At 73.2% G+C, this 22,692-nt stretch carries 16 protein-coding genes; 6 read left to right on the forward strand and 10 right to left on the reverse strand.

Going from position 1 to position 22,692, the window contains the following annotated elements:
- Window positions 1-145 precede the first annotated feature (145 nt).
- Complete coding sequence (locus IF89_RS0112105; protein ID WP_078628247.1) at window positions 146-4,030, reverse strand: WD40 repeat domain-containing protein; 3,885 nt, start codon at window positions 4,028-4,030, stop codon at window positions 146-148.
- Window positions 4,031-4,176: 146 nt separating this feature from the next.
- Window positions 4,177-4,539, reverse strand: coding sequence for a hypothetical protein (locus tag IF89_RS0112110; RefSeq protein ID WP_030765390.1), 363 nt, complete (start codon window positions 4,537-4,539; stop codon window positions 4,177-4,179).
- A 347-nt stretch (window positions 4,540-4,886) separates the two neighbouring features.
- On the opposite strand from IF89_RS0112110, the gene IF89_RS0112115 reads away from it, so the two are divergent.
- Window positions 4,887-5,975 carry a right-handed parallel beta-helix repeat-containing protein gene (locus IF89_RS0112115; RefSeq protein WP_030765393.1) on the forward strand — a complete coding sequence of 363 codons (1,089 nt, stop codon included), beginning with the start codon at window positions 4,887-4,889 and terminating at the stop codon, window positions 5,973-5,975.
- 35 nt (window positions 5,976-6,010) lie between these two features.
- On the forward strand, window positions 6,011-7,093 hold the full coding sequence (locus IF89_RS0112120) for a methyltransferase (protein WP_030765396.1): 1,083 nt from the start codon (window positions 6,011-6,013) through the stop codon (window positions 7,091-7,093).
- A gap of 99 nt (window positions 7,094-7,192) precedes the next feature.
- On the opposite strand, the gene IF89_RS0112125 is transcribed toward IF89_RS0112120, so the two are convergent.
- Both IF89_RS0112125 and IF89_RS0112130 read right to left on the reverse strand, forming a co-directional pair.
- Window positions 7,193-7,453: an acyl carrier protein gene (locus tag IF89_RS0112125; protein ID WP_030765399.1), complete on the reverse strand. Its 261-nt coding sequence runs from the start codon at window positions 7,451-7,453 to the stop codon at window positions 7,193-7,195.
- Window positions 7,454-7,463: 10 nt separating this feature from the next.
- Window positions 7,464-8,687: a SchA/CurD-like domain-containing protein gene (locus tag IF89_RS0112130; protein WP_030765402.1), complete on the reverse strand. Its 1,224-nt coding sequence runs from the start codon at window positions 8,685-8,687 to the stop codon at window positions 7,464-7,466.
- Window positions 8,688-8,834: 147 nt separating this feature from the next.
- On the opposite strand from IF89_RS0112130, the gene IF89_RS0112135 reads away from it, so the two are divergent.
- Window positions 8,835-10,490 carry an FAD-dependent oxidoreductase gene (locus IF89_RS0112135; RefSeq protein ID WP_030765405.1) on the forward strand — a complete coding sequence of 552 codons (1,656 nt, stop codon included), beginning with the start codon at window positions 8,835-8,837 and terminating at the stop codon, window positions 10,488-10,490.
- Between the two features lie 94 nt (window positions 10,491-10,584).
- Here IF89_RS0112135 and IF89_RS0112140 read toward each other — a convergent pair whose 3' ends face one another.
- Entirely contained in the window at window positions 10,585-11,235 is a 651-nt protein-coding gene (locus tag IF89_RS0112140; protein WP_051807003.1) for a TetR/AcrR family transcriptional regulator, read from the reverse strand.
- Between the two features lie 142 nt (window positions 11,236-11,377).
- The gene (locus IF89_RS0112145; protein ID WP_030765410.1) at window positions 11,378-13,441 is read right to left on the reverse strand and encodes a discoidin domain-containing protein; all 2,064 of its coding nucleotides are present in this window, start codon (window positions 13,439-13,441) and stop codon (window positions 11,378-11,380) included.
- A gap of 259 nt (window positions 13,442-13,700) precedes the next feature.
- On the opposite strand from IF89_RS0112145, the gene IF89_RS37915 reads away from it, so the two are divergent.
- Entirely contained in the window at window positions 13,701-14,021 is a 321-nt protein-coding gene (locus IF89_RS37915; protein ID WP_043193757.1) for a hypothetical protein, read from the forward strand.
- A 36-nt stretch (window positions 14,022-14,057) separates the two neighbouring features.
- On the opposite strand, the gene IF89_RS0112155 is transcribed toward IF89_RS37915, so the two are convergent.
- The 3 genes from IF89_RS0112155 to IF89_RS0112165 form a co-directional block, all read right to left on the reverse strand.
- Entirely contained in the window at window positions 14,058-15,266 is a 1,209-nt protein-coding gene (locus IF89_RS0112155) for a serine hydrolase domain-containing protein (RefSeq protein WP_030765413.1), read from the reverse strand.
- Window positions 15,267-15,389: 123 nt separating this feature from the next.
- Window positions 15,390-17,057, reverse strand: coding sequence for an AMP-binding protein (locus tag IF89_RS0112160; protein WP_051807005.1), 1,668 nt, complete (start codon window positions 17,055-17,057; stop codon window positions 15,390-15,392).
- Window positions 17,058-17,124: 67 nt separating this feature from the next.
- A complete protein-coding gene (locus tag IF89_RS0112165) occupies window positions 17,125-18,315 on the reverse strand; it encodes an SLC13 family permease (protein ID WP_030765418.1) in 1,191 nt (396 codons plus the stop codon).
- 259 nt (window positions 18,316-18,574) lie between these two features.
- Here IF89_RS0112165 and IF89_RS0112170 point away from each other — a divergent pair, with 259 nt between their 5' ends.
- Together IF89_RS0112170 and IF89_RS0112175 are read left to right on the forward strand one after the other, a co-directional pair.
- The gene (locus tag IF89_RS0112170; protein WP_051807006.1) at window positions 18,575-20,164 is read left to right on the forward strand and encodes an SDR family oxidoreductase; all 1,590 of its coding nucleotides are present in this window, start codon (window positions 18,575-18,577) and stop codon (window positions 20,162-20,164) included.
- Window positions 20,161-21,537 (forward strand): cryptochrome/photolyase family protein, encoded by a 1,377-nt coding sequence (locus tag IF89_RS0112175; RefSeq protein WP_030765424.1) that lies wholly within the window; start codon window positions 20,161-20,163, stop codon window positions 21,535-21,537. Before IF89_RS0112170 ends, IF89_RS0112175 begins: the two co-directional genes overlap by 4 nt.
- Here the strand turns inward: IF89_RS0112175 and IF89_RS0112180 are convergent.
- On the reverse strand, window positions 21,468-22,562 hold the full coding sequence (locus tag IF89_RS0112180) for a MerR family transcriptional regulator (RefSeq protein ID WP_078628248.1): 1,095 nt from the start codon (window positions 22,560-22,562) through the stop codon (window positions 21,468-21,470). The genes IF89_RS0112175 and IF89_RS0112180 overlap by 70 nt on opposite strands.
- Window positions 22,563-22,692 lie beyond the last annotated feature (130 nt).

Below are 22,692 nucleotides of genomic sequence, written 5' to 3' on the forward strand. Positions count from 1 at the left end.
ATGTGCCTTCGGCGGATGATCTGGATGGTCGAGGTCCGGTCGATGGTTGCCAAGGGCACATGTTCGGTTTAAATCGTACTATCGATTGGCGGGTTATCAACAACGTTTCATGCAAAGGAGTTTCGGCCAAACTGTGGCCGAGTCCTTATGGTCGGTGCGTCAAGTCCGGCTGAAAAACGCCCCTTTGCCGACCGTTCCCGCGTGCGGCGGACGGCGCCCGGTCCGGCCTCTTGCGAAGCCGGTCGACCACCGCCAGGCGCGCCTCCACGTCCAGGTCCCACAGCCGCACCGAGCCGTCCGTACTGCTACTCGCCACCGTCCCGCCGTCGGGGGAGAAGGCCACCCCCCACACCGCGTTCGTGTGTCCGGAAAGCGCCGCCAGCGTGCGCCGCCCCGCCACGTCCCACAGCCGCACCGTCCGGTCGTTGCCGCTGCTCGCGAGCGTCCGGCCGTCGGGAGAGAAGGCGATGCCCCGCGCCGAACCGGTGTGGCCGGCCAGCGCCGCCTCGAAGCGGTGGCGCCGCACGTCCCACAGCCGTACGGTCCCGTCGTTGCCGCTGGTGGCGAGCGTCCGCCCGTCCGGGCCGAAGGCCACGCCCCGGACCGCGCCCGTGTGGCCGGTGAGCACGGCGAGCGGCCGGCGTCCGGCCACGTCCCACAGACGGACCGCCAGGTCGTCCCCGGCGCTCGCCAGGGTGCGCCCGTCCGGGCTGAACTCCACGTCGTTGGCGAAATCCGTGTGCCCGCTGAGCGTGGCGACGCGACGGCGGGACGCGACGTCCCACAGCCGGACCGTACCGTCCGACCCGGCCGCCGCCAGGGTCCGCCCGTCCGGTGCGAAGTCGACCGCGAACACGGTTCCCTCCTGGCCGGCCAGGGTGGCCGACGGACCACCCGCCGCCACGTCCCACAGCCGCACCGTCCCGTCGGAACCGGCCGAGGCCAGCGTCCGCCCGTCCGGCGCGAAGTCCACCGAGAAAACGGTCTCGCTGTGCCCTTCGAAGGTGGCCACGACCCGCCGCCCCGCCACGTCCCACAGCCGCACCGCGTGGTCGGCCTCCGCGGTCGCCAGCAGCTTCCCGTCCGGGCTGAACGCGGCCTGCCAGATCTCGGTGAACGGCCGAGAGGCCAGCACCGCGCCCCGCAGGTCCCACAGCACCACCGACTGGTCGAACCCCGCGGTGGCCACGAGCCCGCCCCGGACGTCCACGGCCACCCCGAGCACGTAGTCGGTGTGCCCGGCGAGCGTCGCCGTCGGCCGGGCGCCCGCCACGTCCCAGAGCCGGGTCGCGCCGTCGCCGCCCGCGCTGACCACCGTCGTACCGTCCGGCGTGAAGGCGACACCGTTGACGTCGTCGCTGTGCCCGGCCAGCGTGGCCGCCGGGCGGCGCCCGGCCACGTCCCACAGCCGTACGGTCCGGTCGACGCCGCCCGTGGCGACCGTACGGCCGTCCGGGGCGAACGCCGCGGCCAGCACCTCGTCGGTGTGCCCGGTCAGCACGGCGGGCGTACCACCCCCCGCCGGATCCCACAGCCGCACGGTCCGGTCGGCGCCGGCCGAGACCAGCGTCCGGCCGTCCGCGGCGAAGGCCAGCGCGTTGACCTGCCCGGTGTGCCCGGCCAAGGACGCGACGGCGCCGTACTGCCCGCCGGTCTCCCACAACCGGACCGTCCCGTCCGGGCAGCCCGTCGCCACGGACCGCCCGTCCGGCGCGAAGGCCACCGTCCGCGAGCCCGCCGTGCTCGCCGGGAGCACCGCCTTCACCGCACCGCCGACGGCGTCCCAGAGCCGCGCCGGCCCGTCCGTCGAGACCGCCGCGAGGGTCCGGCCGTCGGGGCTCAGGGCGACCGCGCGGACCCGTCCCGGCATCGGGAACGTCGCGGTCGTCCGCCGGTCCGACAGCCGCCGCAGGGTCACCGTCCCGTCGGAACTCCCCGTCGCCAGGATGCCGTTGTCCGGACCGAAGGCCACCGCGTTGACCGGTCCGCGGTGCCCGCCCAGCCGAGCCAGGAACGGCTGCGACTGCGTGCTCAGCAGGGCCCCGCGCGCCTCGCTCGTCCGCGCGGTCCGGTACGCGTCCCCGGCGAGCAGCATCGAGGCCTCGGGCTGGCCCGCCGCCAGCGCCGCCGACTCCAGTGCGAGCGCCCGTGAACGGGCCACCCGTTCCTGCCCCAGCGCGCCGGCGCGCTGCTGGTACGCGAGCCCGCCGGCGCCCACCGCCAGGACCAGCAGGACGACCAGCGTCGCCAGCATCCGCCGGCGCAGCCGCGCCTGGCGGGCGGCCTGCCGCTCCCGGCCGTCCTGCGCCGCCCGGCTCGCCCGGAGGAAGGCCGTCTCCCGCGGGGTGAGCCGGGTACTGCCGCCGAGTTCGTCCGCCCAGGAACCCGCGGTCTCCAGCCGCGTCCCCCGGTAGAGCGCCGACGGATCGCGGCCCTCGCGCTCCCACTCGGCGGCGGCGTGGCTCAGCTGCTGGTGGATGAGGAGCCCCGCGCGGTCGGCGTCGATCCAGCCGCGCAGCCGCGGCCAGGCGTGCAGCAGCGCCTCGTGGGTGATCTCCACGGTGTCGCTGTCCGCGGTGATCAGGCGGGCCCGGACGAAGGCGTCGAGCGCCGCCGCGGCCGGCCCCGCGTCGGCCGGATGCTCCAGGAGGGCCGTCCGGCTCATCCGCCGGCGCGTCGGCCCCGTACCGTCGGCCACGTGCACCAGCCGCACCAGGACGCGCCGCAGCGTGTGCTGTTCGGCCGGGTAGAGGCGGGCGAACACCTCCTCGGCGGTCCGGGCCACGGCCCCCTGGATGCCGCCGGTCCGCTCGTAGCCGGCGACGGTCAAGGTGGCGCCCTCGCGGCGGCGCCATGTGGTCATCAGCGCGTGGGAGACCAGCGGCAGCGCACCGGAGGGCGTCGTCCCGCCGGGCGGTCCGTCGCGCAGGCCGACGTCGCGCAGCAGCAGGGGGACCAGCCCCGGTTCGAGGGCCAGACCCGCGAGCCGGGCCGGCCGGGTGATCGCTTCCCGCAGTTCCGCGGGCGACATCGGCGGCAGGACGAACAGCCCGCCGGTGAAGACCGGGGCCAGCTCCGGGAGGTCCAGGCAGTTCCCGGTGAAGTCGGCCCGTACCCCGACGACGACGACGGCGGGCGCGTACGGGGTGTCCTGCGGGCCGGGGGCCGCCAGTGCGCAGAGCACCCGTACGAAGGCACGCCGTTCGTCCTCGTCGGTGCAGAGGGTGAACAACTCCTCGAACTGGTCGACCAGCAGGACCGGACGCAGTGGCGGCGGAGGCAGGCCCGGGCCGGTCGCGGCGGGCGGTGGCGACAGCCGGTGGACCGGGGCGAGCAGCGCGTGCGGATGCTCGCGCAACTCCTCGGCGGTGAGGCCGAGATCGCCGCCCAGCACCTTCGCGGCGCGGCCGAGCAGTTCGTCCAGGGGGTGCGCGGTGGGCGTGCACCGGACCACCGGCCAGTCGGCGGCGCCCGGCATCGGGAAGCGGCCGTCCCGCAGGGCCGGCACGAGGCCGGCGTTCAGCAGGGAGGACTTGCCGGCGCCCGACGGGGCGACGAGGACCAGGGGCCCCGTGCCGATCCGCTCGAAGACCCGTTCGGCCAACTCGGCAGTGGCCCGTTCCCGGCCGAAGAACCACCGGGCGTCGCTCGCGGTGAAGGCGGGCAGGCCGCGGTAGGGGCATTCGCCCGCCGACCGCGGCCCGGCCACGGCGGCGTCACCCGCGTCGCCGGCCCCGGCCGTGTCCTCGGGGGCCTCGGCCTCCCGGGCCAGCCGCAGCAGTTCGCCCCCGGCCCGCAGGACATCGTCGCAGCGGCGCGCGACATCGACGGTCACCCGCTTCGAGCCGGTCTCGATCTTGCTCAGATAGCCCTTGCTGTAGTGCGTCTCGCGCGCGAGGTCGGCAAGGGACAGGCCGCGTTGCAACCGCAGACGTCTGAGCCGGGCAGGGAAGGGCCGCGCGGTGTCGTCGGACTCCCGTGGCCGGTCGTCCGTGCGCCGGCGGTCCGGATCCCCCAAAACATCCCCCATGGCAGTGCGCCCAGGCAGTGAGATGGCGTCGCCCAGGCTACCGCGCGGAGCCGCCGGATAGAGGGATCTTCCAGCCGGTACGACGAGCACAGGAAACGCCCGGAGCCGCCGGCCGGCGGCTCCGGACGCCGTCCTCGCCGGGTGCGTCAGCGGTTGAGGCGGATCGAGTTGATCGGCGTGAGGTCGGCGTACACACCGGTCTTGGCGGCGATGGGGCTGCCGCAGCCGGCGCCGTTGTAGCCGGTGCACAGGTTTGCGGTCGCACCGCCGTACTGGTTGTTCAGCACCCAGTGGTGCCCGAACTTGTTGCTGAGGTTGTGCGCCCCGTAGCGGTGGAAGACGTGCGTGGGCTTGACGGCCGGGTTCTGGTTCTGGGGGTAGACGCACACCGCCCCCTCCGGGCATCCCGCCCAGGCGTCGACGGGCTTGGCCGCCACGGAGGCGCTGAGCGCGACCACGGCGACGACGGATGTGGCGAGGGCGGCGGCGCCGCGGAACAGCTTGCGCATGGCTTCCCCTTGGGGACCGGCGGATCGTTCGTGCTTGCGGGCTTCGGGCTGCGGGCTGCGTGTCTCGTGCCCGGTGCCGACGGCCCAGCCTGGCGCCGCCGGGCAGCCGCGGTCGACGGGTTGCCCGTTGCCCGTCCCGCTGCGGACCGGGAAACCCCTCCCGGCCGGCGCCGTTGCCGTTCGGCGGGCAACCGCGCGGGGTCGCGCGGTGTGGAGCCCCCACGGAATCCGCCTCCGGTACGACGATCCACTCTCCGGACGTCAAAATGCGGCCGTTTGCCGACGGCATGCGTCGATCTGCTCACCCAGTGTGGCGATTTGTCCCAATCGCCCATAACTTCTGCAGGGTGACGAACCGACAACTCAAGTCCCTCACGTGCATCGCCGTCGTCATGGCGGCCGGCTTCGGCGTCCTCGCGCCCACCGCGTCCGCGGCCGGACACCGAGTGCACCCGGGCGACTCGATCCAGGACGCGGTGGACTCCGCGCGACCGGGCGACACCATCACCGTCATGCCCGGCACCTACTACGAGAACGTACTGATCACCAAGCGGGTGACGCTGCGCGGATGGGGAGAGCGGACGGTGATCCGGCCACCGGCCGCCACCACCCTGCCCGCCACGCCGCAGGCCTCCGGACGGGCCGCCCTCGCCTGCTCCCAGGCCGACACCGGCATCTGCGTCATGGGCACGCAGGAGCGGCCCGTCACCGGTGTCGAGATCCGCGCGCTGACGGTCTCCGGCTTCAAGCGGAACGGCATCTGGGCCTCGTACACCGACCGGCTGAGCGTCGAGCGCGTGATCTCCGAGAACAACAGCACCTGGGGCATCGCCCAGGAGCGGTCCACCCGCGGCTTCTTCCGTGACAACATCGCCCGCGACAACGGCGAGTCGGGCCTCTTCATCGCCAACACCGTCGCGCGCGAGGGCGGCGCCACCGACACCGGCGGCGCGGTGATCCGCGGCAACAGGCTCACCGGCAACCGCATCGGGGTCACGGTCCGGCGCGTCAGGAACCTCACCGTCAGCGGCAACCACCTCACCGGCAACTGCGGCGGCGTCTTCGTCGTCGGCGACGAGGGCGAACCCGGCGCCGGCGACCTGACCATCCGGGGCAACCGCATCCACGAGAACAACAAGTTCTGCAAGGGCAACAGCCGCCTCCCCGACATCCAGGGCGTCGGCGTCGTCCTCACCGGCGCCGAGGAGACGATCGTCCGGTCGAACTCCATCCGGGGCAACGTCGGATCGTCCCCGCTGTCGGGCGGCATCCTGCTGTTCAAGAGCTTCGTGGGCGCGACGAACACCGACAACGTCATCGAGGACAACGTGGTGCTGGACAACCTGCCCTACGACCTGGCCAACCAGGGAGCGGGCGCGGGCAACCGCTTCCTCGACAACCGCTGCGACACCTCCGTGCCGGCCGGACTGTGCTGAACCATGTCGCCCCTGATCAGGAGAATCGAGGCCGTATGACCACGCTGGATTCCACCCCCGCCCCCGCCTCCGTACCCGTCCCCGCCCCGAACGCCGGCCCCCCGCACACGCCGCCGCCTGCGATGCGCCTGCGGGAACTCGCCTTCGGCGCAGCCGTCGCCGCCGCCGTACGGGCCGCGGCCCGCCTCAAGGTGGCCGACGCCCTCGGGGAGTCGCCCGCCACCCCCGCCGAGCTCGCCGCGGCGGTGCACGCGGAGCCGGCGCCCCTGCGGCGGCTGCTGCGCGCCCTGTCCTGCTACGGCATCTTCGCCGAGACCGAGGACGGCAGCTTCGTCCACACGGAGATGTCCCGGCTGCTGCGCGAGGACGACCCGCACAGCCTGCGCTACATCGCCCTGTGGTGCACGGAACCCTGGACCTGGCAGGCCTGGCCGCGGCTCGACGACGCCGTGAGCACCGGCGGGAGCATCTTCCACGACCTCTTCGGCAAGGGGTTCTTCGACTACCTCCACGAGGACGCGCACGAGTCCGCGCACGTCTTCAACCGCGCCATGACCACCTCCAGCATGCAGTCGGCACTCGACGTCGCGGACCTCCTCGACCTCACGGGCGTCCGCGTGGTGGCGGACATCGGCGGCGGCCAGGGCCATGTGCTGGCCGGCCTGCTCGAGAAGCACCCGACGGTACGGGGACACCTGCTCGACCTGCCCGGTGTGGCCGCGAAGGCCGACCCCCGGCTGCGCGACGGCGGTCCCCTCGCCGACCGGGCCACCATCGTCCCCGGCGACTGCCGCGAGGCCGTCCCGGTCGAGGCGGACCTCTACATCATCAAGAACATCCTCGAATGGGACGACGAGAGCACCCGCCGCACCCTGCGCAACGTCGTCACCGCCGCCCGCCCCGGAGCCAGGGTCGTCGTCATCGAGAACCTCGTCGACGACACGCCGTCGATGCGCTTCACCACCGCCATGGACCTGATGCTGCTGCTCAACGTCGGCGGGGCGAAGCACACCGAGGAGAGCCTGCGCACCCGTCTGGCGGACGCCGGCCTGGTGCTCGGCGAGGTCCGCCCCGTCAACGCGTACCTGCACGCCTTCGAGTGCACCGTGCCCGGGTGATCCGGCCGGCACGAGCCACGGCGCCCCGGGACCGGCGGAAGGCCGGTCCCGGGGCGCCGTCGTGCGTGCCGGGCGGCGCCGCCCGTCCGGCCGGGCGCGTCAGGTGGTCCCGGCCGTCAGGGCTTCGTTGACGAGGTCGAGGAACTCGCGCGGCGACTTGCACTGGTCCGCGCCGGCGGGCAGGGGCCGGCCGTGCCGGTTCTCCAGCTCCCCGACGATGCCGAGCAGCCCGAGCGAGTCGAGCCCCCATTCGTCGAACTGCACATCCGGCCGTTCCGCCATCACGGCGGGGTCGACGGCGATGCCCGCACCCTTCTTCATCAGCGCGGCCAGCTCTTCCACGGTCAGTCGGTCGGTCATGGCGTACTCCTCAGGCTCGGGCCGGCGAGCGCCGGTCGGTGATCAGGCGCATCTCGGAGCGCTCCAGGAAGCGCGAGATCTCCTGGTGGGTGGTGGGGACGCCGTCCGTGGCGCTGTCGAGCAGCCGGGCCAGCACCGCCGCCTTGTGAGCGCCCTCGACGCCCAGCGTCAGGGCCGGGTGGGCGTCGTGCGGCCCGCGCAGGTCGAGGAGGCGGACGACGATGTCGTCGCGCTGGAAGACGGTGCTCGCCTCGATCGGGCTCGTCGCGTCGTCCACGGCCGCCTCGTCCTGTGCGGCGAGCAGCCGGGCGAGTTCCATGCCGCAGCCCTTCTTGGCGGGATGGAACAGCGCGTGCCGTTCGAGCTCGGCACCCTTGCCGCCGCCGGCCGCCACATGGTGCACGGCGGGCAGCGCCGCGCGGGTGAAGAAGGTCCGGGCCGAACCGGGGTCGCTGAGATCTCGGTCCTGCTCCAGGTACGGGTTGATGGCCTCCTCCAGCGCCCTGACCTCGGGCTGCTGGGCCACGTGGCGCAGCGCCGCGAGCAGGTCGCCCTCGACCTCCACGGCCCGTACGACGCGGTTGCCGTGCATGAAAAGGGAGGTGCGGCGCAGCCGCGTGTGCTCGTCGACCTGAGCCTGCGGCGACGCGTACCCGCTCAGCAGCTCCGCCACGACGGCCTCGCTGCCCGGCTTCACCGTGAAGGTCAGGGCGTGGCGGACCACGCCGTCCCCGCGCCGCGGGGCGACCTGGAGACGGCCCCTGGCGCGGTCCGGCCCCTCCGCGGACGCGGAGGCGGAGGCCGGTGCGGACGCGGCGGCCGCAGCGGCCGCGAAGGGGGAGCCGGCGGGCGGGCCCGGGGCCAAGGAGGCCGCGGCACCGGGACCGTGGTCCCTGCCGGTCTCCCGCAGGACGCTGAACCGCAGCGAGCGGGTGTCCCTCACGCAGCCGTGCAGCGGCTGGACCGACGCGACGTGCTCCTCGCTGTTGACCCAGGCGAGGAAACGCGGGGCGCTCTCCCATTCGCTGGTGATCAGCCACTGCGACGGATTCTCGATCGACTGGCACAGCTCGTCCCGGATGTGACCGGGGACGGAGGAGACCCGCTTGTGCAGGTCCTCGTAGACCTCCAGGAACTGGTTCTGCGCACCGTCGTACAGATCCAGCAGCAGCACGACCCGAAGTCTCGAGTCGTCGAAGGCGGACTGGGATATCCGTTCCGACAAGGCTGTCATCGTTCACACTCCTTCGAGACCACACGGTCGCCACGGGTCGGCGCCACCCGAACCGATCGTGGTCCGCCGACCCCGTCGGCGCGAGAGGAGAGAACCAAGCGGGTGAACGACCGAGGGAACCCCCGTCGCAGAGGGCATGGAAGAGCCATGAAGGAAAACGTCGACCACCGCGTCCCGGTCCTCATCGTGGGCGGCTCGCTGGTGGGCCTGTGCACCTCGCTGTTCCTCGGCCGTCATGGCATCACGCACATGCTGGTCGAGAAGCACGCGGGAACCTCGCTGCACCCGCGTGGACGCGGTATCAACGTACGCACGATGGAACTGTTCCGGGTCGCCGGGGTCGAGGACCGGATCCGTCGGGCCGCCTCGGTCCTTGCGGACAACCACGGCATCCTGCAGGGCGGCTCGCTGACCGGCGACGATCAGAAATGGCTGTTCGAGCAGATCGACCCCGGGGGCGCGCTGGCCCGGTTCAGCCCCGCGAGCTGGTGCCTGTGCAGCCAGAACGACATCGAGCCGGTACTCATGTCCGTGACCCCCACCCTCGGGGCGGACCTGCGGTTCTCCACCGAACTGCTCTCCTTCGAGCAGGACGAGAGCGGGGTCACCGCGCTCGTCAAGAACCGGGAGACCGGCGAGCACAGCACCGTGCGCGCCGACTATCTGGTCGCCGCCGACGGGCCGCGCAGCCCCGTGCGCGAGCAGCTCCGGATCGGCCGGAGCGGTCCCGGCGACCTCTTCCACAACGTCAGCATCACCTTCCGGTCCCGCATGCTCGCGGACGTGATCGGCGACCGGCGGTTCATCGTGTGCTACCTCACCAAGCCGGACGCCGACGGGGCGCTGCTGCCCGTCGACAACCGCGAGCGGTGGGTCTTCCACGCGCCGTGGCACCCCGACCGCGGCGAGACCCTGGAGGACTTCACCGACGAACGCTGCGTGGAGCACATCCGGCGGGCGGTCGGCGCACCCGGCCTGGACGTCGAGGTCACCGGCAAGGCGCCGTGGCACGCCGCCCAGCGCGTCGCCCAGCGGTACGCGGCCGGCCGGGTCTTCCTCGCCGGCGACTCCGCCCACGAGATGTCCCCCACCGGGGCGTTCGGCTCCAACACCGGCATCCAGGACGCGCACAACCTGGCCTGGAAGATCGCCGCGGTACTGGACGGCGCCGCGGGCCCGGGGCTGCTGGAGACGTACGAGTCCGAGCGGCTCCCGGTGGCGCGGGCGACGAGCGAGCGGGCCTCGGCCCGTTCGGCCGAGCACAGCCACCCGGGCTACGAGCCGGACCCGGAGTCCGTCCCCGAGGCGCCGGCACGCGGCGGCCCGCAGAACGGCGTCCTGGCCGTCGCCATGGGGTACGGCTACGGCCAGGGCGCGGTCGTCGGCGCCGACCCGGACCTGCCGGTCGTGCCCGAACGGATGCGGCTGCGCGGGGACCCGGGCACCCGTGCCCCGCACCTGTGGCTGCGCGACGCGGCGCGGGGCGTGCGGAGGTCCACCATCGACCTCTACGAGCGGTCCTTCGTCCTGCTCAGCTCGGAGGGCACCGAGTGGAGCGGCGCGGCGGGACCGGTCGCCAAGCGGATGAACGTCCGCCTGGACGCCTACGCGATCGGCACCGGCCCGGAGGCCGACCTGGTCCCGGAGGACGGCGCGGACTGGGCCGAGGCCCACGGCACCACCCCGACCGGAGCGGTCCTGGTCCGCCCGGACGGCTTCGTGGCCTGGCGCTCGCAGGCAGCCGTGGCCGACCCGGAATCGGTCCTCCACAAGGTCCTGACCACCCTCCTGCACCGCCACTAGCGCCCGGGCCTCCCGGAAACGGCAAGGGGGCGCCGTCCCCGCGCACTCCCGCGGGGGCGGCGCCCCCGTGCCGGTACACGGGCGGGTGGTCCCGTCAGACGGGGAGGGGTGGGCCGGTGTGTTCCTGTGGGTGCGGCGTCCGGTCCTCGTCCGTGGTGTCGGTGAGGCCCGCGACGTGGTCGGTGACCATGTCGAGGATGGCCGCGGAGACCGCGGCGTCGCCGAGCACGAGGTGGCGCAGGGTCAGTCCGTCCGTCATGGCGGCCAGGTAGCGGGCGAGCACGGGCACCGGCACGCGCAGCTCGAACGGCATGTGCAGGCGCAGCTGCTCGATGAGCTCCGTGTAGGTGTCGGAGTACAGCTCGTACTGGCGTCGCGCCAGGTGCTCGAATCCGGGCCGACGCAGCGCGTACTGCGTCAGCTCGTAGGTGAGCATGTGCTCGCCGGGGTTGGCGGCGACGTGGTCCCAGTACGCCTGGAAGCCGGCGCGGACGGTCTCCCGCAGAGTGGCCCGGGGCCGGATGGCCTCCCGCGCGACGGTGATGCCGTGCTCGGTGATCGCCACGATGACGGACTCCAGCAGGGCCTGCTTGGAGTCGAAGCAGTAGTGGAACACGCTCAGGGACACGCCTGCCTCGGCGCAGATCGACCGTGTCGTCGCCCTGGCCACGCCGTCGCGGGCCATCACGCGGATCGCCGCCTCGGTCAGCTGGCGGCGTCGCTCGGCCGACGGCATGCGGGCCATGGGCGTACGTTCCCTTCGTCGCGTGGGCTGTGCTGTGCCGGGCTGTGCTGCGGTCCGGTGCGGCGTCGCCGTTCGGGAACGGCGGCCGGGGCCGGCCGGATCCACCGATCCGGCCGGCCCCGGCCCCGGGACCCGAGCGGCGTCAGCTGCTGTGGACGCCGACCTCGTGGAGCGAGTAGCCCCACTGGGTGGCGCGCTGCACGCCGTGGATCCGTACGTACCGGGCCGTGGTGCCGGCGAACCGGGCCGTGTCCAGGCCGCCGTCACCGGTGGTGGTCGACCAGGCCGTCTGCCAGTTCGTGCCGTCGTTCGACAACTCGATGCGGTAGGCCCGCGCGTGCGCCCGCTCCCAGTCGAGGGTGACCCGCTTGACGAGGTGCGCCGCGCCGAGGTCGATCCGGATCCACTGGTCGTCGCTCCAGTCGCTCGCCCAGCGGGTGCCCGTGTTCCCGTCGACGGCCCGGGACGGGGCGTAGCTGGTGAAGGGGTTCCACTCCGCCGAACTGGCCGTCGTGGCCGCGCCCGCCGCCAGGTTCACGCCCGCCTTGTGCTTCTCGGACGATCCCCAGGTGGTGAGGTAGGACTCGGCGCCGCGGAAGAGGTCGTCCACCACGTCCTGACCGCCGACGAGCCGGACGTCCTCGATCCAGTCCGGCACCAGACCGTAGTGCGAGGCACCGTCGGTGTTGAGGTCCCAGGTGCGCTGCCCGGTGGTCTGCCGGTCGATGACCGAGCCGCCGTCGACGCTGCGGAACGGGTAGCGCACCGGATTGGGGGTGTCGGCGCCGCGGGGAGCGGGCCAGCCGCCGACGCCGTTCATGTCGGTGCCGTAGCCGTAGCCCACGTTGTACTTGTCGCGCAGGGCGTTCTTTGCCTTGGCCTCCGCGCTGAAGCCCTCGGCCCCGTTCATGTACTGGGCGACGAACCCGCCGAGCTTGTAGAGCCGCTCGGTCCAGTTGTCGTCCATCCAGCTGTGCGAGGAGATGATGCCCGGGTAGGACTCCGACTCCAGGATGTCGAACGCCCGGCCCGCGGCCTTGACGCTCATGTGGTCGATCTCCAGCATCATCTTGCGTTTCATCATGCCGCGCACCGCGTACTCGCCGAGCTCCGTCAGACCGCGGGTGTTGCACTGGGCGTCCGCCGCGTACGAGGGCACGGACACGCCGGCCGGGAGTTCCTTCTGCGCCTGCGGAGCCGCGGCGAGCCCGATGGGGTTGTCGTGCTGCGGGCCGGTGCACTTCTCCGTCTTCCAGAAGGTGCCGGTCGACAGGAACTGGCCCACGTTGATCGCGGTACCCAGCGCGCCCTGGTCGAAGCGGACGCCGCACAGGGCGTTGTCGAACTTGTGGCAGAGGAACATGCTGCGCACGCCGAGCCTGTGCAGTTCGTCGAGGCCTCGGTCGACGTCCTCCTTGCTGCACTGCGCGATGTCGAGGATCTGCTTGCAGCCGAACGGCTCGGAGGTCTCGACGCCCAGGACGACGGCCATCTTGCCCTGCTTGACGACCTCGCGTGCCTGGGCAGAGTCGGTGACGATCCGGAACCAGCCCTTTCCGGGGCCGCCGTACATCGTGTCGATGTAGGCCTGCATGTCGTAGGTCTTCTGCGCTTCGAGCCGGATGGCGGTCATCTCGTCGCAGCTGCGGTCCTTGAAGAAGTAGACCGAGCAGATCACGCCGTTGGTGACCAGGTCGTTGACGAGTACCCGCTGGCCGCCGCGCCAGGCCCGCTCCACCCAGGCGTAGTAGTTCTGCTGGTGGGTCAGCGAGTCGTGGGCCGGCCAGTCCTTGAAGGTCGGCCAGCCGTCGGGGTCGTGCTTGCCGTCGCCGCCCTTGGTGATGAAGTCGAAGATCGCCAGGGTGCCGTCGGGGTAGTGCTCGGGGCAGTCCTTGAGCGCGTCGGCCACGCCCAGTTCGGAGAAGGGCTTGCCGCAGATGAGGCGACCGCCGAAGCCCTCGTTGGACATCAGGTGGTCGTGGGCGTCGACGAAACCGCGGACCCGGCCCTGGGAGTCGGTCCCCTTGAAGGGCTCGCCGGTGATGTTGATGTCGGAGTCGGGTGCGGGCCGCGCCACCGGATTCCACCAGCCGGGTTCGGCGGCGGAGCTGGGCACGGGGCCGAGCGCCAACGCCACCACGGCGAGGAGCAATGACAGGACCGCGAAGGGACTGCGCCTGGGGTGCGTGTGTCGGGAAATGGTCATCACTCACGTCTTCGGTCAGTGGATGGCGCGGTGGAGGAACCGGATGCGTTCGGGGGCCGCGACGGCCGCACGACAACGCGCGACTTGTCATGAACCCGCAAACAGTGGTCCGAGAATCGCCACTGGTGCCGACGGAGTCAAGAGTCCGGGACGGATGACCTGATGATTCGTCAGTAACCCCGTGGGGGCCGACGGTACGGACGGCCGGACCGGCGTGGCCGGTCGTCGAAAAGGCGCCGGGACGGCCTACCGTCGAGCCATGAGTGCGATGACAGTGGTGTACGAGGTCGAGGACCCGGCGGCGGCGCACCCCGGCGGGGCTGCGCCGGACAGCGGTGCGGCGGCGGTCGTACGGGTGCACGCGGCGCCGGCGGCGCCCGGCCTGCCCGGAGTCCCCGGGCCGCGGACCTTCTGCGGCAGGGACACCTTCGCGATGCGGGCGGCCGCGCCGCAACCGGTCGGGGAGCCCCGGGGGCAGTCCGGGGGACGGACCGCGGGGGAGCCCGGCGCGGCCTGGTACGACGAGGTGTACGCGGACCTGGTCTGTCCTGCGTGCGACGACGCGGTGGGCACCGGCTGAGGGCCGGGCCGCTGCCCACCACGGGGCGGCCGGCCGTCAGCGCGCGTGGTGCTCGGGCAGGTCCATCTCGGCCGGGGCGAAGCCGAAGCCGCGCGCACCCTTCTTCTCGGTCTGCTTGCCGCAGAACGCCGCTTCCAGGGTGCCCCCGAGCGCCGTGTTGGCCTGGCCCCGGTTCGAGGTGTTCGCCATCGCGGAGAGGCTGCGGCGGCCGTCGCGCGTGGAGAAGGCGTAGGTGTAGAAGCCCTGCACCGTGCCCGTGTGGCCGTAGACCGACGTGCCGCAGGAAAGGTCGTAGCGGCGCAGCCCCAGCCCGTAGAAACGGGTGTTCGTGGCGTCCGTCGGGGTCGCGGTCACCATGGCGTCCAGCAGCCGGGGCGGCAGCAGCCGGCCGCCGAGCAGCGCCGACGTGAAGGTGTTCAGGTCGGCCGGGCTGGAGATCACCGCCCCCGCGGACTGCGCCCACGAGACGGTCTGCTCGGTGGAGTCGACCAGCGGCGCGCCGGCTTCGTCGGGGTGCAGGTAGCCGCGGGAGTGCAGGCCCTTGATCCGGGTGTCGGGGTGCACGTACGTGGTGTGGCGCAGGCCCAGGGGCTTGAAGATCCGCCGCTCGTACTCCTTGCCCACCCGGTTGCCGGTGGCCTTCTCGATCAGCATGCCCACGACCACGAAGTTGGTGTTCGAGTACTTGTACGCCACGCCGGGCTCGGTCGTCCTGGGCTCGCGCAGCGAGAGGTCGAGCAGCTCCTGGTAGCTGAACACCCGGTTGCGCACGGCCTCGAAGCCCGGCACCGTGTGCTCGAACATGGCGTCCGTGTAGTCCGCCAGACCGCTGCGGTGGGTCAGCAGGTGGCGCACCGTGATCCGGTCGTCGGGCAGCAGGCCGGGCAGGTGGCGGTTGACCGGCGCGTCCAGGTCGATCTTCTTCTCGCCGACGAGCTGGAGCAGGACCACGGACGAGAAGGTCTTGCTGACGCTGCCGATCCGGAAGCGGGCCTGCGGGTCCATGGCCGCCCCCGTGGCCCGGTCGCGTACGCCGACCGCGCGGGTGCGGACCCCCTCGGGGCCGCTGAAGCGGGCCATGGCGCCGGGCGCCCCGGCGGCGGTGGTGTTGCGCAGTGCCTGGGTCAGTGCTTCCAGGTCCGGGGCGGTCCCGGCCGCCCGGGCGGTGGTCGCGGGGGCGACGGCGGCCGTCACGGCGAGCAGGGCGGTGGTCAGGGCGAGGCGTCGGTTCACGCGGAGCTGCACGGTGGTCCTCAGGTCGGTGGTCGGTCGACGGGGGCGTCACGGCCGGCCGGGCGGCACGGCCGTGACGGCCCCAGGAAGATCATCGGTCAGGAGCGGTGGCGGCGTGAGCCGCAACGCGCCGTTCTAGGAGGGGAGTTCCAGCAGGCGGAGGGCCTCCTGGCGCATTTCCACCTTGCGGACCTTCCCCGTCACGGTCATGGGGAACTCCTCCACCACGTGCACGTACCGGGGGATCTTGAAGTGGGCGAGCCGGCCTGCGCAGTAGGCCCGGACGGCGTCCGCCGTCAGCGGTTCGGCCCCCTCGCGCATCCGCACCCACGCCATCAGCTCCTCCCCGTACGTGGGGTCGGGCACCCCGATCACCTGGACGTCGAGGACGTCCGGGTGCGTGTGGAGGAACTCCTCGATCTCACGCGGGTAGAGGTTCTCCCCGCCGCGGATCACCATGTCCTTGATCCGGCCGGTGATGCTCACATAGCCGTCGTCGTCCATCACCGCCAGGTCGCCCGTGTGCATCCAGCGGGCCCCGTCGACGGCCTCCGCGGTCCGCTCCGGCTCCTCCCAGTAGCCGAGCATCACCGAGTAGCCCCGGGTGCACAGTTCACCCGGCTCGCCGCGGGGCACCGTACGCCCGGTGCGCGGATCGACCACCTTCACCTCCAGATGCGGCCCGACGCGGCCGACGGTGGACACCCGCCGCTCGACCGAGTCGCCGGCGCGGGTCTGCGTCGACACCGGCGAGGTCTCCGTCATCCCGTAGCAGATCGACACCTCGGTCATGCCCATCCGCTCGATGACCTCCCGCATGACCTCGACCGGGCAGGGCGAGCCCGCCATGATCCCCGTCCGCAGGCTGGACAGGTCGTACGTGGCGAAGGCGGGCTCCGCCAGCTCCGCGATGAACATCGTGGGGACGCCGTACAGCGAGGTGCACCGCTCGGACTCCACCGCCCTCAGGGTGGCCACCGGGTCGAAGGACGGTGCGGGGATCACCATGGCCGCACCGTGGCTGGTGCAGGCGAGGTTGCCCATGACCATGCCGAAGCAGTGGTACAGAGGCACCGGGATGCAGACCCGGTCCTGCTCGGTGTAGCGGCACAGCTCGCCCACGAAGAAACCGTTGTTGAGGATGTTGTGGTGCGAGAGGGTCGCGCCCTTGGGAAACCCGGTGGTTCCGGAGGTGTACTGGATGTTGACCGCGTCGTCCGGGCTCAACGCCGCCTGCGCACGTACCAGTTCGGCCGGATCGCGCCGGCGGCCGCGTTCCGGCAGGGAGGCCCACAGGGCGCCGTCGAACAGGACGACGAACTCCAGGTCCGGACAGCGCGGGTGCACCTCCTCGATCATGGCGGCGTAGTCGGAGGTCTTGAACCGGGCGGCGGCGGCCAGCAGCCGGATGCCGGACTGCCGGAGCACGTACTCCAGTTCGTGGGAGCGGTAGGCGGGGTTCACGGTGACGAGGACTGCACCGATCCGGGCCGTGGCGTACTGCACCAGCGTCCACTCCGCGCGGTTGGGGGCCCAGATCCCGACGCGGTCGCCCTTGGCGATACCCAGGTCCAGCAGGCCGAGGGCGAGCGCGTCGACGTCGGCTGCGAACTCGGCGTACGTCCAACGGCGGCCCGCGGCCACGTCGACGAGGGCGTCGCGGTCGGGGAACCTGCGCACCGTCCGGTCCAGGTTCTCGCCGATGGTGTCGCCGAGCAGCGGCACCTCGCAGGCTCCGGACGCGTAACTCGATGCGGCTGACACATGGACCTCCTGGACCGGCGGACGGGTTGGACTGACCATCCCCTGCCGGACGGGAGGGAAACGAGGAGGCGCCGGTCCGGGCGGAGCAGGGGCGGTCCCGGTGGCCTCAGGCGGTGGCCGCCAGCGCCAGCGTCGCCGACAGGGTGCCGGCCACCGAGAGGACCAGGCCCGTACCCACGAAGCGGCGCAGGTCGATACGGGTGCCGTGCCAGCGGCACCGCTCGAACCACAGCAGGGTGGCCAGCGAGGCCCACGGCGTGACCACCGGGCCGACGTTGACGCCGACGAGCAGCGCCAGCAGCTGGTGCTGGTTCGCCGCGGGGACGACCGCCTCGCCCGCCATGTACGCCGGCAGGTTGTTGAGCAGGTTGGAGAAGTCCGCCCCGACGGCGGCCGACCGCAGCATCCCGGCCACGTCGTCGTCCGAGCCCATGGCCGCGGCCAGGACGTCGTGCAGTCCGTGCGCGCTGACGGTCTCCACGACCAGGAACATCCCCGGGACCAGGACCAGCAGCCGCCACGGCACGAGGGACGGGCGCAGCGCCGCGCGGTCGCGGACCGCGAAGGCCGCCACCACGACCAGCGCGGCCGCCCCCGACGCCGACCACAGCGGCACGTCGGCGAGGAGCAGCGCCACCAGGAACCCGCCGCAGGCCAGGGCGCACACCCGGAACAGCACCCGGTCCGCCGGGCGCGGCGGTGCCGGCGGCGCGTAGTCGACCGCGCCGCGCCGTCCCGGGCGCCAGTAGAAGCCCCACAGGCAGGCCATGGTGACGGCGATGGCGGCCAGCTGCGGCGCCCACAGGGTGGCGGCCATTTCCGCAGGGGCCGATGCGACGCGGTCCGCGGCGAGCAGGTTCGTCAGGTTGGACACGGGGAGCAGCAGGCTCGCCGTGTTGGCCAGCCACACCGTGGTCATCGCCAGGGGCAGGGGGGCGATGCCCACCCGGGCCGCCAGTGCCAGCATCACCGGCGTCAGCAGGACCGCCGTCGTGTCGAGGTTCAGGGTGATCGTCGTGACGGACGCGAAGGTGACGCAGAGGACGAAGAGCAGCGCGTAGTTGCCGCGGCCCACCCGTGCCACCCAGGTGGCGACCACGTCGAAGACCTCCGCCCTGCCGGTCAGCTCGGCGAGGACGACGACGGTGGCCAGGAAGACCACCAGCGGCCCGATGCGCTCCATGACGTCCCCGGCGGCATCGCGCGGCAGCAGACCGGTGGCGACGCAGAGCACACCGAGTGCGAGCAGCCCGCCGGCCAGCAGGTCGAGGGGGTGCAGACGCCTGAGGAGGGACACGGCGACAGCCTCGCACAGCCCTTCGACCGGGCAGCAGACGGGCCCCCGCCGGAACCGGACACGCCCGCGGGGCCGGGCCTGCGCCGTACCTTCGACATGGTCCCGGTACGCCCCCGTCCGGCGTACCGCAGGCCGTTCCGCTCGCCGGCCCGCCGACGCACGCGCTCGCCCATCCGGCGTACCCGTGCATCCGCCCCACCCGCGAGCGCGGAAGAGATCAGGGAACCAACCCCGGTCGACGGCGGAACGGAGCACCTCCATGACCGACACCCCAGGGCACCCGGCCCAGCCCCCCTGCCCGCTGCCGCCCGATGCGCTGTGCCTGGTCACCGGCGCGACCGGATACATCGGAGGCCGGCTCGTCCCCGAGCTGATCAAGGCAGGACACCGTGTCCGCTGCCTCGCGCGCACCCCCGCGAAACTGCGCGACCATCCCTGGGCGGGCCAGGCGGAGATCGTCCGCGGCGACGTCACCGATGCCGCGTCGCTCGCCACGGCCCTGCGGGGCGTGGACGTCGCCTACTACCTCGTGCACGCCCTGGGCACCGGCCGCGACTTCGAGAAGACCGACCGCCGGGCCGCACGCACCTTCGCCGAACAGGCCCGCGCGGCCGGCGTACGCCGCATCGTCTACCTGGGCGGGCTCGTCCCCGGCGGGGTCCCCGACCGCGACCTCTCGCCCCACCTGCGCTCCCGCACCGAGGTCGGCCGCATCCTGATCGACTCCGGAATCCCCACCACGGTGCTCCGCGCCGCCGTCATCATCGGCTCCGGGTCGGCGTCCTTCGAGATGCTCCGCTACCTCACCGAGCGGCTGCCCGTGATGGTGACCCCCAGCTGGGTACGCACCCGCATCCAGCCCATCGCCGTCCGCGACGTGCTGCGCTACCTGGTAGGCAGCGCCACCATGCCCGCCCATGTCAGCCGGACCTTCGACATCGGCGGCCCCGAAGTCCTCACCTACCTCGACATGATGCGCCGCTACGCCGCCGTCGACGGACTGCCCCCGCGGATCATCTTCCCCGTCCCCGTCCTCACCCCCCGCCTGTCCAGCCACTGGGTCGGCCTGGTCACCCCCGTGCCCCGGTCCATCGCCCGCCCCCTCGCGGAGTCCCTCAAGCACGAGGTCGTCTGCGACGAGCACGACATCGCCCAGTGGGTGCCCGATCCGCCGGGCACCCCGATCCCGTTCGACAGGGCACTCGCGCTCGCGCTCCAGAAGGTCCGCGACGCCCAGGTCGACACCCGGTGGTCCTCCGCCTCCGTGCCCGGCGCGCCGAGCGACCCGCTGCCCACCGACCCCGACTGGGCCGGCGGCAGTCTCTACACCGATGTCCGCGAACGCACCGTCGACGCCCCGCCCCAGGCCCTGTGGCGGGTCGTGGAGGGCATCGGCGGCGAGAACGGCTGGTACTCCTTCCCGATCGCATGGGCCGTCCGCGGCTGGCTCGACCGCCTCATCGGCGGAGTCGGCCTGCGCCGCGGCCGGCGCGACGCCACCCTCCTGCGGATCGGCGACTCCCTGGACTTCTGGCGGGTCGAGGAGATCGAGCGCGGGCGGCTGCTCAGACTCCGCGCCGAGATGCGGCTCCCCGGTCTGGCCTGGCTGGAGATGTACGCCGAACACGACGACGAGGGGCGCACCCGCTACCGGCAACGGGCGCTGTTCCACCCGCGCGGCCTCGCCGGCCACGCCTACTGGTGGGGCGTCTCGCCCTTCCACGCCCTGGTCTTCGGCGGCATGGCCCGCAACATCGCGCGCACGGCCGAGGCTGCGGACGCGGCGGCCCGGGCCGCCGCGTCCGCAGCCGACCGGCAAGGCGCCCCCACCCCAGGAGCACCGTCATGAACGTGTCCGTCGTCCTCTTCACCTCGGACCTGCGCGTGCACGACCATCCGCCGCTGCGTGCCGCCCTGGGCCCGCGCAACGAGACCGTCCCGCTCTTCGTCCGCGACCCCGCCGTGGACCGCGCCGGCTTCGCGGCGCCGAACCGCCTCGCCTTCCTCGCGGACTGCCTCGCCGACCTCGACCGGGCGCTGCGCCGGCGCGGCGGCCGGCTCGTCGTCCGTTCCGGCGACCCCGTCGCCGAGGTGTGCGCCGTGGTACGGGAGGCCGACGCCGACGAGGTGCACATGGCCGCCGGGTGCAGCGCCTTCGCCCTGCACCGCGAGCAGCGGCTGCGCCGCGCCCTGGAGGCCGACGGCCGTCGGCTCTACGTCCACGACGGGGTGGTCACGGCCCTGCCGGCCGGAGCCGTGACACCCAGCGGATCCGATCACTTCGCCGTGTTCACGCCCTACTTCAGACGCTGGTCGGACGAGCGGCTGCGCCCGCCGCTCGCCGCCCCGCGGGTGGTCCGGGTGCCGCCGGGCATCCGGTCCGAGGCCCTCCCGCACCGGCCGGACGCGGCGGCCGTCTCGGCGGGACTGGCCGCCGGTGGCGAGGAGGAGGGCCGCATGCGGCTCGCGCACTGGCTCGACCACCATGCCGACGCCTACGAGGACGGACACGACGACCTCGCCGCCGACACCACCTCCCGTCTCTCCCCGTACTTCCACTTCGGCGCCCTGTCGGCGGCCGAGGCCGTACACCGGGCCCGTGAGCGGGGCGGCGCGGGCGCGGAGGCCTTCGTACGGCAGCTGTGCTGGCGCGACTTCAACCACCAGCTCCTCGCCGCGCGGCCGGCGGTCGCCGAGGCCGACTACCGCAGCCGGGCGGACCGATGGCGGCGCGGCCCGCAGGCGGAGGACGACCTGCGGGCCTGGCAGGAGGGCCGGACCGGCTACCCCGTCGTGGACGCGGCGATGCGCCAACTCGCCCACGAGGGCTGGATGCCGGGCCGCGGACGGCTGCTCACCGCCTCGTTCCTGACCAAGACGCTCTACATCGACTGGCGCGCCGGGGCCCGCCACTTCCTGGACACCCTGGTCGACGGGGACGTCGCCAACAACCAGCTCAATTGGCAGTGGATGGCCGGCACCGGCACCGACAGCCGGCCCAACCGGGTCCTCAACCCCGTGATCCAGGGCAAGCGGTACGACCCGGACGGTGCCTACGTCCGCCGCTGGGTACCCGAACTCGCCGGGCTCCGGGGCCCCTCGATCCACGAGCCGTGGAAGCTGACCGGCTCCGAACGGGCCGGCTGCGACGGCTACCCCGAGCCGCTGATCTCCCTCCCGGACGGGCTGGCCCGGTTCCGCAGGGCCCGCGCCCGGGACTGACCGGGAGGGGCCGGCCGGTCCGCCGCGCCCGCGCCGGCCGCCGTGTCGCAGAGCCCCTGCAGCAGGTCCAGGGCGTCGCGCAGCCCGCCGGGCCGCAGCGTGCCCGGCGGGAGGGGCTGGCCGGCCCATCCCGGGCCCGTCGGCAGGACGACCGGCCGGGCGCGGGCGCCCTTGACACCCCACGCGGTGTCGGCGATGTGCCGGGCCAGCGGCAGGTTCGCCGTTGACCGGGCCTGGGACCACAGCACGACCGCGGCGGGCCCGGTCCGCCGGACGGCCTGGTCGAGCGCTTCGGGCGGCACGGCCGGGCCGAACATGAGGGTGGGCAGGCCCAGTTCGGCCAGGCCGGCGGCCAGTGCCTCCAGAGCGAGGGTGTGCCATTCGCCCGGCACGCAGGCGAGCAGGACCGGGGGCGAGCCCGCCCGCGCCCGGGAGGCCGGCGGCCCGGCGGCCCGGCGCAGCGCGCTCGACACGTGCCAGGACAGCAAGTGCTCCACTTCGATGTACCGGTCGCCGGAGGTCTCCCACTTGCGGCCCACGGCGTGCAGGGCCGGCGCCATCACCTCCTCCCATGCGGTGACCAGCCCGTCCTGGGCGATCACGGAGGCCAGCATGTCGTCCACGGCCCAGGCGTCGAGGCGGACCGCGGCCCGCCCCAGCCCGCGGCACTCCTGCCGTACGGCGCCGAGGGGCAGGCCGTTGCCCGAACCGGGCCGGCGGGCCGGCCCGGGAAGCGGTTCGCGGTCGGCGGGCGGTATGACCGGGGCTGCCGGCCCGGTCGGCATGGCCGGCGGACCGGCGAGCGCGGCCCGTGCGGCCTCCGCGGGCGGGACCCCCGACGAGGTCAGCCGGCACATCTCGTGCAGGACGGCCACGTCCTCGGGGCTCCACCTGCGGTGCCTGCCGTCCTCACGGGCAGCCGGGCCGATGCCGTAGCGCCGGTCCCAGGAGCGCAGCGTCGTCGGGGCGACCCCCAGTCTGCGGGCCACCGCCCCGGTGGTCAGGCCATGTGCGGATTCCGTCATGACTCCATGATGCGACGCACAACCGATGCGAGTGGCACGCAAGCGCACACAAGCCGGAATCTGGAGGAGCCCCCCGGGCCCCACCGGACCGACACGGGGCGCACCGTCCGCCTTCCGAGGCACGGCACCG

Source organism: Streptomyces sp. NRRL F-2664 (assembly GCF_000719345.1).
In the GTDB taxonomy this organism is placed as follows: Bacteria; Actinomycetota; Actinomycetes; order Streptomycetales; family Streptomycetaceae; genus Streptomyces.